Annotated in this window: 8 protein-coding genes and 1 tRNA gene; 1 reads left to right on the top strand and 8 read right to left on the bottom strand. The window is 56.8% G+C overall.

Annotated elements, in window-relative coordinates:
* Window positions 1–31: 31 nt before the first annotated feature.
* The 8 genes from H035_RS0103205 to rpsU form a co-directional block, all read right to left on the bottom strand.
* Window positions 32–451 carry a hypothetical protein gene (locus H035_RS0103205; protein WP_022947563.1) on the bottom strand — a complete coding sequence of 140 codons (420 nt, stop codon included), beginning with the start codon at window positions 449–451 and terminating at the stop codon, window positions 32–34.
* Window positions 452–3,409: a transglutaminase-like domain-containing protein gene (locus tag H035_RS18010; RefSeq protein WP_022947562.1), complete on the bottom strand. Its 2,958-nt coding sequence runs from the start codon at window positions 3,407–3,409 to the stop codon at window positions 452–454. It abuts the gene before it with no gap.
* Window positions 3,410–3,435: 26 nt separating this feature from the next.
* On the bottom strand, window positions 3,436–10,641 hold the full coding sequence (locus H035_RS0103195; protein WP_161624000.1) for a carboxypeptidase regulatory-like domain-containing protein: 7,206 nt from the start codon (window positions 10,639–10,641) through the stop codon (window positions 3,436–3,438).
* An 897-nt stretch (window positions 10,642–11,538) separates the two neighbouring features.
* Window positions 11,539–11,615: transfer RNA gene (locus tag H035_RS0103180), tRNA-Ile, on the bottom strand.
* Between the two features lie 13 nt (window positions 11,616–11,628).
* Complete coding sequence (gene rpoD, locus H035_RS0103175) at window positions 11,629–13,437, bottom strand: RNA polymerase sigma factor RpoD (protein ID WP_022947558.1); 1,809 nt, start codon at window positions 13,435–13,437, stop codon at window positions 11,629–11,631.
* A 58-nt stretch (window positions 13,438–13,495) separates the two neighbouring features.
* Window positions 13,496–15,247, bottom strand: coding sequence for a DNA primase (dnaG, locus tag H035_RS0103170; protein WP_235044595.1), 1,752 nt, complete (start codon window positions 15,245–15,247; stop codon window positions 13,496–13,498).
* A gap of 15 nt (window positions 15,248–15,262) precedes the next feature.
* Complete coding sequence (locus tag H035_RS0103165) at window positions 15,263–15,712, bottom strand: GatB/YqeY domain-containing protein (protein ID WP_022947556.1); 450 nt, start codon at window positions 15,710–15,712, stop codon at window positions 15,263–15,265.
* Window position 15,713: 1 nt separating this feature from the next.
* Complete coding sequence (gene rpsU, locus H035_RS0103160) at window positions 15,714–15,947, bottom strand: 30S ribosomal protein S21 (protein ID WP_022947555.1); 234 nt, start codon at window positions 15,945–15,947, stop codon at window positions 15,714–15,716.
* A gap of 112 nt (window positions 15,948–16,059) precedes the next feature.
* Between rpsU and H035_RS0103155 the strand changes: the two genes are divergently transcribed.
* Window positions 16,060–17,355 (top strand): chloride channel protein, encoded by a 1,296-nt coding sequence (locus H035_RS0103155; RefSeq protein WP_022947554.1) that lies wholly within the window; start codon window positions 16,060–16,062, stop codon window positions 17,353–17,355.
* Window positions 17,356–17,361: the final 6 nt, after the last annotated feature.

Genomic DNA, 17,361 nt, shown 5'->3' with positions numbered 1-17,361 from the left:
ATCCCGCAAAAGTTAGTTATCTAATACGGATTCAGATTTTAAACAAAACCCCATCCCACTTCATAAAAATTTTAGATAAAATAAAAACTATAAAGCTAAAAAGAGGAAAGATAGCGCTAATAGCTATGAGATAATAACCAGAAACACCGAGCCGCAAAGAAATACTTAGAAATACAACCGACAAACAGAATAGCTTCATAACGACACTCGGTTTTTCACATAAACATATTGAAATCAATACAAAGGCCAACAAAATAAACCATAATTCGTATTCTGTAAAATATACAATCATTGGGACAAACCCCACACAAACCACAACAACTATAGCTACAGGATCGATGTCTTCAAATCCAAATATTTGCTTATTCTTTCCATCCATCATCACATATAAACGATAAATGTATTTTGAAAAAATAATTATTATTAGGCAAGACATAACATAATATATCATTTAAAACTCCAGACATCTTTCAATTGGCTCCGTGCCAGTTGTAGAATTATATGACAATGCCAGTGTAAGCATCCAAAATATAAAGCTTGCTCTTTTACCAACTTCTACTCCAATCGATGTCAAAATACCCAACCCAGCAGAAAAACCAGCCCAAAAGCACCCAGCCTTCTGTTGCGCTGATACCTCTATTAAAATGTATGTCATTATAACTACAGATAATACGGCACTGAGAATTCCGAGCAACCCTCCACCAAATACCAACAACATAGCTGATGGCAATAAAATACCCATGAAGGAGCCTTGCAGAAACAAATACCCTCCATTTCCTCCACCTGCAATTTTATAAGCCCCATCTCCAGTCACCGGATCGACGATGACATAGCCCGCACCCGACCAACCCGGCACGCTCACCGCATCCGTATGGGTAATTACCTCCTTCCCGTTATTCAAAGCGTTTCGGATTTCGTCCATGGTGTCTAAATGATGATGGATATTAGGCAGTATGGCCGATTGATTGGCCTGGGTGATGTGGTAGATGCGCTGGCCTTGGGCGTTGGCCTTTTGCAGGGCTTTGACGGCGGAAATGGCTTCACCCGGGTTCTGGTCGTTGACGAACATCTGTTCCGGCACGGCATGTTCCAGCGCCGAGCTGAGAATGCCGGTTTGCAGAGTGAACTGTCTTTGCCGCTCGGCATCGCCGTCGTCGGTGGCGCTGATCTTGACCAGGGGGATGTCGAATACCACGCCGCCGGGCTTGAGGTTTCTCGGCGAGCCGAAGAAGTAGTCGACATTGGGCTCGTAGCCGAAGGTGCCGGTGCCGGCCGCGAGGGTCTGGTGGCCTCCCGTTCGCAAGCCCAGGATATGGCTCAGGGCGGTGAGTTGGGCGTAGTAGCCCAGTCCCCCGGCGTGGAACAGGTCGCCCAGGAGCGCCTCCCGGGTCAGGGCGCCGATTTGGGCCTGGTCGGCGCTTTCCAGCACCGCTTTGGTCTGCTCCAGCTTGGTTTTCACCGCTTGCAGCTGGGCCGGGGAGACGCTGCCGGCGTAGGCGTTGACGGCCAAGTAGGAACCTACGATGACTTTGTAGGTACGGGGGCTTTGCAGTTGCCCGCGCCCTGCAAAGCGCGTGGCGGTGACGAAGTCGAGTTCTTCGCCGAGCCTCATGGCGCTGCCGGTTTTCACCACTTGGCCATTGACGGCCAGTTCCGGCACCACGTTGACCAGGTAGGCCGGGATGCTGGTCGGCAGCTGGCTGATGTCGGTGATCTCGCCTTCCGGCAAGAGCGACAGCAGGGCCTGTTCGTCGGCTTCCGTGGCGGGCTTGAACGAAAGGGTGATCTTTTCGTTGTTGACCCGGGCGAAGGGGAGGCTCACCGGGTCGATCAGGTCGCCGAGGATGTCCTTGCCGAAGGCCCAGGTGATCGTCTGCTGAAGCTTCGCCGGCAACTTGTCGTAACGGCTGCCGGCGACGACGATCCGGTTGGGCAGGCCGGAGGGCAGCATCGGGTATTCCTGGATGATGGTTTGGCGTCCGCCGATGACGTCGCCCACCGTGGGGTCGGTGAGGTTCTCCTGGATGTAGGCTTCGAGCTGCTGCTGCGCCTGAGTCTGCGCGTTCTGCAGAATGGTCGGGTCGAAACCCGTGACCCAGCCTTCCGTTTCGTTGACGGTGCCGCTGTCGATGAAGCTTTGCGCCAGCTGCTCGGGGTCGATGCCGCTGATGGCGACGGCATCCAGGCCCTTCTTGAATTCATACTGCTTGTAGCTGGGGTCCAGCGCCACCCAGGCGTCGGCATCCCGGTTTTTGGCGCCGCGCGAGGGCATGTAGTCGATGGCGGCTTCCACCCAGACGTGTTCCAGACGCACCTTGCTGATCTGGCCGCCGCTGATGATGGAAGTGACGGGAATGCCGCCGGAAGAGGCGAATGTGGCGGCGGCGGTGACGTCAGTAAAGCCTCCGGCCCAGTTCTTGAATTCGTCAGCCGGGACATCGATGGTGCCGTGCACGTAGCGGGCAGGAATGCCCGAGGCACGCAGCAGGGCGATGGTGAGCCCGGCGATGTCCATGGCGTTGCCGCGCAGGGCGGAAAGGGTCAGTTCGGCATTTTGGATGCCGCCCCAGGTGGGCTGCCATTGGACGTTGTTTCTGACCCAGTGGTAGATCTTGACCGGATCGTGATTGAGCTCGGCCGCTTTGTCCTTGATGGCCCGGGTCAGGACGATTTCGGGGCTTTCTGCTAAATAGGCCGGGTTGTCGGCTCCGACTAGCTTGTCAAAGCTGAAGTCGCCCAGCGCGGCCAGATTGATAAGCGGGGTATCGATCAGGCCGGCCTGAATAAAGTCGGCTTTTTTTTCCCGAGGCTTGCGGTTGGGCTGCGGCTGCAGACGGGTGTTGGGCAGCTGATTGGGGTCGAATGGCTGCTGACTGCGTTGGTTCCGTTTGGCTTTCAGCCGGCGTTTGGCGTTTTGGATATGGATCAACCGATTGTGGTCGTCGCTGCTGGCTTCGATGCCTTCCAACTCATCGATTAGGCTTTGCAGTTCCCGGCGGTAGTTGTCGATCATGGCCCGATGGCGCTCCAAGACGACCGGCGCCAGTTGGTGGTCGAGGATGTGCCGTTCGATTCGCGCAAAGTCCTTTCTGGCTGCGGAATCGAGTTGCTTGAGCGTATTTCGTAGTTGCTTAATATCACGGCGCTCCGCACTGACACCCTGGTGTCTTAGCAATTTATCTTCCGCGCTTGCCAATTTGCGCTCAATCAGCTGCAACGTCCTGGACAGCTTGGATTCCACGCCGTCACTGTGACCCGGCGTGCGCGGAGGGGCGGGCGTATTATCGGATCGCGCCGCCGCGATCGTGGGCTGCAGAATGAGCATGACGAAAGCAATGAGCGCCGACGCGGCGGTGCCGCGCATGAAGCGGGAGGTGTGTCGCATGCTGGCAAGGAGGGGAATCTGCATAATCGATTGGTTTCCTTGTTGGGTTCTTATAGTTCAATGTGAATGGATACGGTGCGGATCGCGCGGGCCACGGCTTCCCGCAGCGACTCGCTCTCTGGCGTGGCGATGGGAATCAGGGCATCGGCGGCGCGAAGGAGCGACGACAGCGCCGCCGGCCAGTCGCCCGCAGCGCTGTCGTTTTGCGCCCATTGCAGATATTTCCGCACCTGTTTGTAGGCTTGGCCCTTGATCGGTGCGGCCAAGGCATACGCTTCCTCTACCGTGATCAAAGGCGCCGGCGCCAGATCCAGGGTCAACGCCTCTTGGTCCTCCCAGTCCGGAGCGGCGCCGCTTTGGATCAGCGCGTCAATTGGCACCGGCACGTCCGGCAGTTTGAGCCAGGCGTGGAAAGTGACATGGCCGCCTTCCGCCAGATCGAAAGGCCAGATAAGTGCATCGGCGTCGATTTCGGCGCCGCGGGCATCCACCACGGTGACGCCTTCCGGCAAGGAGAGGATCACTTGTCCCGGGGTCGCGATCCCCTGATTGTCGAGCGCCACGCGCACCGGATATACGACTTGGGTTAAGTGCGTCAAATCGTCCGGATGGACATAGGCCAGAGCGTCGAGCATAAGCTCGCCGTAAAGACCATCCGCGCCGGTCAACGAGGCCTCGGCCAATAGATCGATGCCGGCGTAGACCGTTCTGCCCAGGCCGTATTCGTAAGCCGTCACGGCGGGTTCGCCGGTCGCCATTCCGTCGGCGCTGAAGTAACCGATCGCCGTGGCTCCTTCCAGGCTGGCTCGGAGGCTTCGGTCGACCAGTTGAAATTCGGCGTCTCCAGACGATGCAACCGGGCTGTCGAGCAAACCGACGCCGGTCATCCCGGCGTACTTGCCGTGGAACGTCACCCCCAGCGCCTCGTCGATCCTTCCCTGACGCTGATCGTGGCCACCGGCCTCCACCAACCCCTCGCCGCGATAAACCGCTTCGCGCAATTCTTTCTGTACACTTTCTGCCAGCTTGACCTGTTCGGACAGCAGCAGGTAGGCCACATAGCCGCCGCTTCGGAGTTCCCGGGCGAAGTCGTCGGACCGGGTCACGACGGTATAGGACCAACCCGCCTCCGTCAGCAGGGTTTCCAGAACCGTGCGCTGGATAGGCAGGTCGGGACGATGGTTGGGTCCCAAGGGGTCATTGCCGCCCTTGGAAGGGCCACGACCTTTTTGGGGCACCTCGTCAAGGAGCACCAGCACGCGACCGCGGTCGCCACTCGTCAGCTGCCCTTCGATTCGGATCGGCGGCTCCAAGACCGCAAAAAATGCCACGCCGATTTGGCGGCTGGTCTCTTCGATTTCCGCAGTCAGCACGCAGGCGTACTCGCCTACTGCCAGGTCGTCCGTGGAAATCTCGCGGAGATCGACGAGGGTGCCCTCACCTTTCAGATCCACCAACCGAGAACCTCCTTCGACGACATGCTCATCGGTGAGACGGACCAATTGACTCACCAGTTTGACACCGGCCAAGTCGGATGCAGCGAGATTGGTCACCTGCTCCGAACACTGCACCGGATCGCCTTGATAAACCCGGGTCGGTGCAGCTTCGACGCTTCCGGTCAAGCCTTGGACCGCCTGCCGCTCTACGGTGAAATCGGTCGTTCGCGTCGCCAAGAGCGCATGGCTGAAGTCGTCCAGCACCTCCCAAGTGATCGAATAGATACCGGCCGGGGCGTCGGCCAAGGTCAAGGTGAAGCCGAGATCCCGCAGTCCCTCTGGAACCAATTCGCCGACATCGCCGTGATTGGTATAAATCACCGTGCCGGAGGGATCGGCAACGGTCAGTACGCCTCGCGTCGGTGGCTGAATGACATTTTCGCTGACATTGGCCACCCGTCCCTCGATCAATACTTGATCCCAGGCTTCGTAGACCGGTTTGTCGGTCAACACCCGTGCGTCGATCACCGGCGCCTCGCCATGATCGATGGTGAACGGCGCGGTTTTATAATCGAGCAAGCGATCTTGGGCGTCCAAAAGACGCGCGTGGACCGCATATTCACCCACCAAGGTAGTTCCGGTTCCCCAGTCGTCGGTCATCGGCAACTGTTCGCCGGAAACCAATCCGGTGAATGAATGGGGATCGAGAACCGCGAGGGAATCGCTCGATCCCGCGGCCCGAATCGCCAATTCGACGCGACCGTCCGCCACGGTCGTCCCCGTATTGTCGACGGCGACATCGATAGCGACGGTATCGTTAGCTTGGTAGTTGGTGCGGTCGGTGCCGAGGGTCAACTTCATCTCGCTCTCCGCCCGAACCGTTGGTATGGGCAGATCGACACGAATCTTTTCTTCGTTGAAGGAGTTCTGAAATTCGATGTAGGCTTCCAGCGCCACCGGCCGTTCCTCGCCCAAGGCCAAATCGACGAGGGTCAGGTCGAAATCGAGCTGCCGGCTGCTCGAAGTCACTCCGAGAAGCTGCCAACGGTACTCGGTGTGGCCGCTGGTGTCGGTGGATTGCTCCGAGGGTGCAATGGAAGGCGCCGACAATGTCGAATTTTCGGGAAATGCCAGATGCAGATCCACATCGATGCCGCCCAAACGCTCCAAGGCGACGGGTAAATAAGTCACGACCAAACTGGTCGCCGCCAGGCGCGTCGTCAGGATTCTATTGGCACTGCGCCAGGAGTGATCGCTGAGCTGACTCGACAGGAGATATTGGATGGTATTGCGCACCAGGGGATCGTTCTTCGAGGGGTCGGTGTAATCGAGGGCGATGCCGACCAAGGCCGTCACCATGGAATCGCTTCCCCAGCCGACATAGCGGCCCCAGCCGCCGTCCGCTCGCTGACGTTTACGTAGCACCTGTTCGATGGTGTCGATGGCCGCGTCGATTTCCGTCTTCAGCGCTTCGTCCGCAACCACGCGGCGGGCTTCGGCCAGTCCGGTCAGCCTCATGGCCTGAACGATGTTGTCCGAAGTATTGTCCCCATAACGGGCCAGGAAGTAATTCGCCGCACGGGCGACTTCCTCGGCAAAATTTGGCAACAATGTGGTCTCAAGAGGTATGGTCTGAAGTTTCAGCAAAGTGTTGCCATTGGTGCTCACGGCAAACGTCCGCCCGCCCATCACTGCTACCCCGCGCAGGGTATTGCCGGATGCCAAACGCTCCACCACGCCGCGATCGCTGAGATGATTGAGGGCATCCGGGGTAAATTGTCCCTCGCTCGAATAGGAAGCGGTCGAGAAATAGAATTCTCCCAAACTATTTCGATCAATCCAGATCGGCCGGTATTGGAGACCGTTGGTAAAAATCGACGCTGTGCCGCCGGAATCTACCTTGACGATATTGAAACCGCCGTAGTTGGCAACGAATGCATTGCCTTCTTCATCGAGTGTCAGCCCATAAGGACGATTGAGGACGCCTCCCCCGGCCCACACCGTCGACTGGCCGGTAGCGGTCACCTTCAAAATACGACGATGGCTATAGTCCGCTACATAAAGAAGCCCGTCGAAGCCGATCTCCACATCGGTGAGCACCCCGCTTCCCGACAGCAGGGTGTCGACGGTACCGTCCGGATGCCGGCGAATCAGCTTGCCGCCCCTGCCGGAGACGTAAATTATTCCGTCGGCGTCGATGGCAAGGCCGAAGCCGTCGATAGGCAAGCGATCGCCGACCGTCTCAGCGACGCCCGTATCGGGATCGATCCGAACCAGGTCGCCCGTCTGCTTGATGGCATAGAGATAGCCGTCCGGTCCGACTTCCAAATCCCGAGGTTTGACACCTGGCCCAAGCCCTGCTACCTCATCGAGACGATAATCGTCGATCTGCACGACATCGATCTCAGCGGCAGCATTGAGCAACCGGGTATACGCCTTGACTGTCATAGCGGTATGGGCATCGCTGGAATACCACCAGCCGCCTTTTTGATCCGGACTCCACCAGGTTCGATTGCCTGACCGCGACTTGCGCTCGTAGAGATGTTCGGCAGCTTTATATAGAGTTCTAAAACTGGTTTCGATGTCGTCCCAACCTGAAAGCGACCATGCCCCCAAAGCGGTCTGGGTACGCGTCTTGTGAGGGCGACTGGAGCGCAACCCGCCGTCGTCCTGTCGGCTGCTGGCAATCGTGTTATAGAGACTGACGGCGGAAGCCTCATCGCCCAAATTCTTTTGGAAAGCCGCGGCTACCCCCACCAAACTCTGCGTCTGGATATGGCAGCCCATGCAGCGGTTGCGCCGCTGCCAGGCCATGGCTTCGCGGGCTGTGTATTCTCCGCCGGTTTGTACCGCTTTGCGCACGGCAAAAAACAATGGGTCGGTGGTACTTCCGAGAGCGGTATCGACGCCGTCCAGGGTCACGGTACCCCGCACCGTCCGGGTACCTTCCGGGACGACGGCCTTATCCACGGCAAAGGTACCCGTCGCCTTATCGCCCACGTAAAAATTGCCGCGGATTTCACCGGCGATACTTGGCTCTGCAGATTCGATGCGGATATCCAGATTACCTTCAGCTGTTGGAATCCATTCGCCGAAGCTCACCAGCTTATGATTGCTGACCGCCAACCGGCCGAAAGAGGCACTTGCCTCGTGCACCACATTGCCGCTCGCGGGATTCTCAATGACCAATGTCAGCGCGAGATTCTCAAGAGGCACGTTGCCGCTATTGACAACCAGGGCATCGAGCTTCACCGGCACTTGGGTTCCCGCTTGGGTCAGCGGCGGCTGCAGCCCGAGGGTCCCGTCGAAAGCGGCACTCGGATGAACCGTACCGTAAGCTCTATCTTTGGCCAGCACCACACCGGTAGGCAGCGAGCGGCTGACGGTACCGGGTTCGACCACTCGCAGGATGAGTTGGTAGTCGCCCGGCGCAGCTTGTGCGACAGGCCATGGGATGTCGAGCGTTTTGACCTCCCCGGGTGCAAAACTGAATTGACTCTCCGTTTGAGTGGTGCCGGGGATATAAGGCATAACCGTTGCCATCGGTTCTTCAGCCCCATTGACCATTTCACCGATGACCAAAACATCCTGCGCCTGGTCTCTCAAATTGCCGATCTCCGCTTCGAATATCACGGTTTCGTCAGCACCGACCGATTCACTCAGAGCCATCAGCGAAACCACCTGGAAACGCTCCTTCGCTGGATCGTCGGCAAGCGGCTCAAGGTCAATATCAAGCATATAGACCCCGTGGGCGGACAAGGTCAGCTGCCGGGCGGTTTCCACGTACCCCACCGCACTCGCCCGAAGGGAGAACTCGAGCGCATCAATGCCCACGATTTCAAACCGCCCTTCCCTGTCGGTCTGTGCCAAAAACCCTTGATCGCCCGACAACCAGACGTTGGCTCCCGCGATCGGTTCCCCCGTCGATTGATTTTTGACCACGCCGGTCAATGTAGTGGTTGGGGCATTCGGATCACCCTCTTCAGGAGGCAATAAAAAGTCCTGCTGAAATTCACCATAACCACTGGCCGAAAGCGTAAATGTCCGCTCAACATAGCCGGGGGCGGAAAAGACGAGCTCAAAATTCAGCACCTCCAACTCCGATAAAGTGAAGACACCGTTAAAATCGGACTGTACGGCAAGCTCCGTCCCCAATCGTTTGATCGACGCACCGCTGATCGGCTGTCCCGTCACCCCATCAATCACCCGACCATGGAGTGTCAGCGAGAACGGCGCGATAGCGTCACTGAGGTGGTAAAGGCGCAAGGTGCCAAGTTCCCCTGAAGCGCCGGGATTGAATACGAAGAAAATAATTTGACCACGGTAGCCATCGGCCGTTAGGGTGGCTTGGTACGATCCGCGTGCCAACGAGGGAAGCTGGAAGTTACCGTTGCCATCCGTACTTGCCGATATCTCTCCATTAAGCGCGATTCGGGCATCGGCGATTGGCGAGCCTGTCGCGCCGTCGACCACTCTCCCTGTCACGTTGCCCGGTGCCTCATCCAAAAACGCACCCGTCCTCACGAGCGTCTGCCGCAGTGCCAAGACTTCGCCGGCAACCGCATGCACCTGGCCGGAAGCCGTGACATAACCCGTCTTTTCGACAGTCACTTGATAATCGCCGGGGGCGATGCCAACCAATTCAAAGGCACCGCGGGCCCCCGTGGTTGTGGTATAAACTTGTGCACCGATCAAGCTCACCGTCGCACCGGATAAGGCACTTTGATCATGGCTATCTGTAATAGAACCGGTGACGATGCCGCTTTGGGGACTATAAGCCAGAAGCAACTGCCCCGCATTCGACTCCTGATCGGCGAAAACGGTCACCACATTGGTGACGGACAAATAACCCTCTTTTTCCGCGACCACGGTTTCCGTTCCCGCAGGCACACCCGTTAAATGGAAATAGCCATCCTCTCCGGTCACAACACGAAATTCCGGACGCGAAGCCAAAAAGACTTCCGCATTGGCGACCGGCGCCTCGCTTCCCGATGTCACCACACGACCGCCGACGCTTCCGTCTAGGTTAGATTTCACCTCCGCTGAACTGAGCTGGTAAAGCCACAAAGCCCGCAAAGCCAGTGCAGTGGAAAAGACATCATCGGACCAGCTGCCGTTGGTTCTTTGCCGTGCCGCAAGGGCGTCTGCGGTGGATTGAAGCGGGGTAATATCGGTAGCGCTGACAATCAACGCCATCAGAGCGGTTGCGCTTGCAAAGTCCTCACTCCACAAACCGTCGGCGCCCCGTTTGGAGAACAAAAAGCTGCGCGCTGCGGAGATGGCTTCTGCTACGTCCTGAACGCTTGTCCTGTATGGTGCCAGCGCGTGAAGAACCAATCCGGTGACGTAGACGCTGGAAGCATTGTCTCCTTCGCGCCAGCCGCCGTTGGGCCTTTGCGCATTCAGTAAAAAATCTAGAGCACGCCATGCGATTTCATGACTGTTATAACCTGCAGCATTCAATGCCTCGAGCGCGAAAGCAGTATCCAGCGCCGTACTAGAGTAACCTTCTAACTCGCCGAATCCGCCGCCCGGATTGGCGTTGTCGATCAACGACTCAACCGCTTCGGCAACGCCGAAACCGGCATCGGCTTGCATGAGAATCAGACGGCTGAGATGCTCGGTGCTTGGATAGCTATCGCTTTCCAGAAATTGGCGCGCTCCGGGAATCCCCGGCTGTGACGGCTTATCCAGGTGGAAAAAAGTTCGTAGGGTTTCCGCAGTTGCCTGGAATGGGGTAGCAAGACTAGAAGGTCCCGTATAGCTTCCGTTGACCTGAGCCTGTGTCGCTAGCCAGTTGATGCCACCATCGGCAGACACCGCTTTGCCTCCCCACACCAGCAATAAAGTCAACAGAATTACATGGCTAGTAACTAAGTTCCGTCGCTTATGAGTCGACTTCATTTGCCTAAGTATGCAATATGCATAGAAGTTATAGTGATTGGCGATAAATCCCATTTCTTCGTCATTTTTTTTCAGTTTTCCCAGTCAAAGCGCCAATCGCGATTTTTGTCCCCGATTAGGCGGACAAGCGAACAAGCCAGGAGAAGGATCAGGTTAGCCCTATCAAACCGGCAACTGGCCACTCAATTTTTTGCTTAATCCGAGTTTAAAAAAATTTTACAAATCGGAACCTTGAGCTATATCTCACTTTGCCAATTCGCGGTCCCTGGGAATTCGAAAACGCGACACTATCCACAAAAGTTCGTTGTACATCGTGGCGAAAACGTATATTGGTTGCGGAATCCAATGCAGAAGATCACCGGCTACATTACCGTTTTCGTTTCCGGAAAACTGCGCTTGGTCCTCCGATTCGTCAACCAGAACGCCATCGACGTGAACTAGAAGGATTATCACTGAGGAATCTTGGCTGGCGATGCAGACGTCGGGGGACCTGTGGGAGATTAGAGATTACCCAGAATCCCGAACGACTCGACACTTAACCTGGAATCGCTGCAGGAAAGCGTCTGACCGGCTTTTGCCGCGGGAAGCGGTATTGGAATATCTGGAGGATTTACGCCACCGGAAAGAGGATGAAACCGCCTATCTGCAAAAGGAACCGGCCAACCACCGCCGATTGCACAAATCGGTCAAAACTATTCGAGCAAGCCGAAACCTTGAGCAAGGGGAGTTGCAATCGTATGCTTGGCTTCAAGCAACGCCATAGAACCAAGAAAAAAGCCTTACCGGATTGACCCAGTAAGGCTTCGATGTCATTGGTGGGCCCTGAAGGACTCGAACCTTCGACCAAGGGATTATGAGTCCCCTGCTCTAACCAACTGAGCTAAGGGCCCACAAAATCGGCGATTACTCTTCCAGGAAGCTGCGTAATGTATCCGAACGGGAAGGATGCCGCAACTTGCGCAGCGCCTTGGCCTCTATCTGTCGAATCCGCTCGCGAGTGACATCGAACTGTTTGCCAACCTCTTCCAAGGTATGGTCCGTATTCATGTCGATGCCGAAGCGCATACGCAATACCTTTGCTTCCCGCGCGGTAAGGCTGGACAAAATGTTCTGCATCGACTCGCGCAGGCCTTCCACGGTTGCCGACTCCACCGGCGACAACACCTTCGCGTCCTCGATGAAATCGCCCAAGTGAGAATCCTCATCGTCGCCGATCGGGGTCTCCATGGAAATCGGCTCCTTGGCGATTTTGAGCACCTTGCGCACCTTGTCTTCCGGCATTTCCATCCGTACCGCCAACTCTTCCGGCGTCGGCTCGCGCCCCATTTCCTGGAGCATCTGGCGCGACACGCGGTTAAGCTTATTGATCGTCTCGATCATGTGCACCGGAATGCGAATGGTGCGTGCCTGGTCGGCAATCGAACGGGTGATCGCCTGCCGAATCCACCAGGTCGCATAGGTGGAAAATTTGTACCCGCGCCGGTATTCGAACTTATCGACCGCTTTCATTAGGCCGATATTGCCTTCCTGGATCAGATCCAAGAACTGCAAGCCACGGTTGGTGTATTTCTTGGCGATCGAGATCACCAACCGCAGATTGGCCTCGACCATTTCTTTCTTGGCTCGACGCGCCTTGGCCTCGCCGATGGAGACGCGCCGATTGATGTCCTTGATCTGGTCGACCTTTAGAATATTCGCCTTTTCGATCGCGGCGAGCTTACTCTGCAGGCGCGCGATTTCGTCCGCCGATTCTTTGAGCGTATCGACATACGGCGCATCCGCCTTCAAATGTTGTTCGAGCCATTGGGGATCGGTCTCATGACCGACGAAGGTCTGGATAAACTGTTTTCGCGGCATCCGCGCCTGTTTGACGCAGAGGTTGAGAATTCGTCTTTCGTGGGCACGGACTTCCGCTACCACCTTGGCCAAGATTCGGCTCAACTCCTTGAAGAACTGGGGCGTACGGCGGAACTCCATGAAAATCTCGGCCAGCGCCGCGTAGGCTTCCTGGGTGCGCTTATCCTCATAACCGGATTCCTTGAGGCTCTTGAGCACCTTTTTATAACGGCTCTTCAACAAGGCCAACCTTTCTTGAACCTCCTCCATGTCCGGCCCGGTGTTTTCCTCGGCAACCTCGTCGTTATCCTCATCGTCCTGGGATGAAGACATGGCTTTGTTATCGATGCCATCACCGCTCGGATCGCTCAGATCGAGGAACTCGGAAATCAGGTCCGTTACCTTGACTTCTCCTTCCACGACCCGATTGAAAGATTCCAGGAAATGGTCCATGACCGCCGGAAAACGGGATAAAGCCTCCGCCACTTGGTTTTGACCTTCCTCGATCCGCTTGGCGAGTTCTAACTCCCCTTCGCGGGTCAACAGCTCGACCGTCCCCATCTCGCGCATATACATACGCACCGGATCGGTGGTGCGGCCAAGCTCGTTATCCGCCGCCACCAGGGCGGCAGCTACTTCGGCGGCTTCTTCATCGTCGCTTACCACGACATCGGGCAGCAATTGACCGTCATCGGGGGCTTCTTCCAGCACCTCGATGCCCATATCGTTGATCATGGCGATAATGTCTTCCACCTGATCGGGGTCGACTATATCTCCCGGCAAATGGTCATTGACCTCGGAGTAGGTCAAATATCCTTGGATTTTGCCCCTGGCGATCAGTTCTTTAATTTGGGACTGTTGCTGCTCTCGATTCATAAATTCAACCTATCGATATATTAATCGGGTCGGCAGAGGGAAACCTTCAATTATAACGCTATTGAATGTCAACTAACAACGGTGATCCTTGGGACCCTCCCATCAAAGTAAGCAACTCGGCCTTCTCTTCCTGGGTTAAACCTTCTCGATCCGCTTTGCCCAGCAGCGCTTTCAGACGCAACTTGTCGATCTTTCTGTTGAGAGCGGTCACCGCATCCAGCAATTCCCTCTGGGGATCTTCTATGGATTGAAACGCTTCCTGGCTCAATAGTTCCTGCAAATGAGATAAATGGGGGTTGGCTTGAAATTTTTCCAGTAAAACCGTGGAATTAATTTCTGGAGTCATCTCTAAGGTTAGCACCAATTGAGCCAATAGCTCGCCGTGACGGCCAATTTTGGCCGCTTCGCGAAATCCGTCTGGCAAACAAGCGAAGGCGCGGGGGTGATGCACCAACAAGGCCGCGACCCGTTCCTCCACGCGTGGCTGCCGCAGACGCGGAAGACGCTGAATGGACTCGTTTCTTTCAGTACGCGTTTCGACCTCCCGGCTTCCCGCAAGTTCCTTCAAGCGGGCTTGCATCATTTGCCGGAAAGCACCTTCCGGCAAGCGTTGCAACAAGGGTCGAGCCTGCTTCAGCAAAGCGGCCCGATCTTCCATTTGAGACAAATCCAAATCCTCACTCAGGCCGCGAAAGAAATAGCTCGACAGCGGCTCCGCCTGACGCACGCGCTCCTCAAATGCTCGCGCGCCTTCTTTACGAACCAGGGAATCCGGATCTTCCCCTTCCGGCAACCATAAAAAAGTCACCTTGCGTCCCGCCTGAAGCTGCGGCAAAACCGCCTCCAAGGCGCGCCGAGCCGCTTTCCGACCGGCCGCATCGCCGTCGAAGCAAAACACCAATTCTCCGGCGTGATGAAACAGCAGCCGCACATGATCGGAGGTGGCGGCGGTGCCCAAGGTAGCCACCGCATAAGGAATCCCTTGCTGCGCCAGGGCGATCACATCCATGTACCCTTCCACGACCAGGATTCGAGACGGGCGTCCACCGACCTGCAACATCTCGTACAAACCGTAGACTTCCCGGCCTTTATGAAACACCGGGGTTTCCGGCGTGTTCAGGTATTTCGGTCCTTGCTCCCCCAAGGCACGACCGCCGAAACCGAGTACTTGACCTCGGCGGTTGCGGATCGGAAACATGATTCGATCGCGAAAACGGTCGTAATGGCCGCGCCCCTCCTTGGCAATCGCCAAGCCCGCCTCCCCCAATAACTGGGCGTCGTAGCGGCGACACAAGGCTTCCCACTCCGGCGGCGCATAACCGACCCCGTAGCGGCGGGCGATTTTGCCATCCACCCCCCGCCGGCGCAGATATTCGACCGCCGAACAGCCTGTCTCCCGCAACTGGCGGGCGTAAAAAACCGCCGCCTCCTGATTGACGCGGTAGAGCGCCTGTAATCGTTGGCGTTCGGCTTCGTCCTTTTCCCGGCCCGCGCCGTTTTCGCGCGGCACCGTCAATCCATAGTGCGCCGCCAAGGTTTCGATCGCCTCCGGAAAGGTCAAGTGATCGTACTCCATCAAAAAACCGATGGCCGATCCGGAAACGCCGCAACCGAAACAATAGTAAAACTGCTTGTTGGGACTGACGCTGAAACTAGGCGTTTTTTCGTCGTGGAAAGGACAACGGGCCACAAAATTGCGACCCGTTTTCTTGAGCGGGACCCGGGCGTTGATGATTTCGACGATATCCGCCCGGGCCAAAAGTTCGTCGATAAAGCTTTGTGGAATACGCCCCGCCATCGCTATGGGCACATGGGACAAGCGGGGTCATCCCCGGGTGAGCGCCGCTTTCACTTTGGCACTCACCTGGCCCAAATCGGCTCGCCCCTGCAACTGAGGTTTGAGCTTGGCCATGATTTTCCCCATATCCCGAACCCCCTGAGCGCCGACTTCGGCCTTGGCGTGCTCGATCAGGGCGTCGATTTCGGCCTCGCTCAAAGGCGCAGGCAAGTAGGACCGAATCACCTCCAGCTCCGCTTGCTCTTTCTCCACCAGATCGTCGCGTCCCGCCTCCTGGTACTGGGCGATGGATTCGCGCCGCTGCTTGGCCATTTTGTCCAACACCGCTAAAATCTGGGAGTCGTCCAATTCGATGCGCTCATCCACCTCGCGCTGCTTGATGGCGGCCATAATCAGGCGGATGGTGCCGAGACGCACCTTGTCTCCGCCCTTGAGGGCGTTTTTCATATCCTGTTGGAGATGCGCCTTGACGTCCATCTCAGGCAACCGAACGCCCCCGACGCAGGTTTTCCAAGGCGTAGCGCTCGCGCGACAAGCGTTTCAGATGGCGTTTGACCGCGGCGGCGGCTTTGCGTTTGCGCGCTTCGGTGGGTTTTTCGTAATGTTCCCGCCGGCGAACTTCCGACAACACACCGGCTTTTTCGCAAGCCCGTTTAAAACGACGCAGGGCGATATCGAAAGGTTCGTTTTCTTTCACTCTAACACTGGGCATCTAATCTCCTTCGATTCGATAAGGTTAAATTCAGTTACTATTTGAAAGACATTTAAACATTAAATTATACTCATAAAATCTCACACCATCCACCAAATTCCGACACCGCATTTTGGAGCGACAAAGCGATTTGGAACTGCGTCCGTTTTCCGCCGGCGCGATGAAACAGCGCATCGTCTTCTGGAGCGGTACGATCTTGGTAGGGTTGTGCATCAGCGCCCTCTCCCTGTTGAGCGAGCAAACCGCGGCCGAATTTCGGCAATTCGTACACCATTGGCCTTGGACCGTCTTCCTGGTTTGCCCCTTGGGCATGGCCGCGATTGTCGGGGTGATGGAATATTGGTTTCCCGGCTCCGAGCGCAGCGGCGTTCCGCAAGTGAGAGCAGCCCTTACCATCCAAGACGATTTGACCCTGCGTAGCCGTCTGGTTTCCCTCCGCATCGCCGCAGGCAAAGTCATCTTGACCAATCTAAGCCTGTTGGCGGGAGCCTCCGCCGGGCTGGGCGGGCCGGCGATACAGATCGGCGCATCCATCATGACCTCCCTGGGCCGACTGGCCCGCTTTCCTCCGCACTATCTGGAACGCGGTTTTATCTTGGCCGGCAGCGCCGCGGGATTTGCGGCCTTGTTCAGCGCGCCCCTGGCCGGCATCATGTTCGCCATCGAAGAGCTGGGGCGATCCCTGGAGGAACGCATCGAGAGTCTGGTGCTCACGGCGATCATCTTTGCCGGCATTACCGCCTATGTGATTCTCAATCAATATGTCTTCCTCGACACCGCCGAAGTTCAACTGATGGATCTTCGAAATTGGTGGGCTATCCCGGTCTGCGGCGTGCTAGGCGGTTTTTGCGGAGGCGTGTTCAGTTGGCTGCTGGTTCAATCCTACCGCCGCATAGCGCGGCTCGGCCGCTGGCGTCAGATCGGATTGGCCCTGGCTTGCGGTCTGGTGGTTGCTGGCCTGGGATACGCCTCCCAAGACCTCACCTTCGGCACCGGCTATCCCATGCTCAAGCAGATCCTGACCCATCCTGAAAACATGCCGCCTTTATATCCCCTGCAAAAGGGAGCCGCCGTATTCGCCACCGCCCTAAGCGGCGTACCGGCCGGCCTGTTCGTCCCTTCCCTGACGGTGGGGGCGGGACTGGGCGCCGACCTGTCCCATTGGTTGCCTTTAACCGACCCTTTGGTCATGATCCTCCTCACCATGACCGCCTATTTTTCCGGCATACTCCAGAGCCCCATGACCGCGTTCGTGCTGGTGATGGAGATCACCGACACCCACAACCTGCTGCTTCCGATGATGGCCACGGCTTTCATCGCCGCAGGCACATCGCGCTTATTGAATCCCGCGCCGCTCTACCAAACCCTGACCGAAGGCTATGTACTTCAACCCCCGCCGCGGACTTAAACGACT

Origin of the sequence: Methylohalobius crimeensis 10Ki (assembly GCF_000421465.1) — a bacterium.
GTDB lineage: Bacteria > Pseudomonadota > Gammaproteobacteria > Methylococcales > Methylothermaceae > Methylohalobius > Methylohalobius crimeensis.
Note: the sequence above shows the minus strand (reverse complement) of the source record. Positions and strands in the feature narration are given on the sequence as shown.

Bases quoted from the DNA above. Each gene is read 5' to 3' on its own strand.
- H035_RS0103205 (WP_022947563.1), bottom strand. From the start codon at position 451: ATGATATATTATGTTATGTCTTGCCTAATAATAATTATTTTTTCAAAA.
- H035_RS18010 (WP_022947562.1), bottom strand. From the start codon at position 3,409: ATGCAGATTCCCCTCCTTGCCAGCATGCGACACACCTCCCGCTTCATG.
- rpoD (WP_022947558.1), bottom strand. From the start codon at position 13,437: ATGAATCGAGAGCAGCAACAGTCCCAAATTAAAGAACTGATCGCCAGG.
- H035_RS0103165 (WP_022947556.1), bottom strand. From the start codon at position 15,712: ATGGACGTCAAGGCGCATCTCCAACAGGATATGAAAAACGCCCTCAAG.
- rpsU (WP_022947555.1), bottom strand. From the start codon at position 15,947: ATGCCCAGTGTTAGAGTGAAAGAAAACGAACCTTTCGATATCGCCCTG.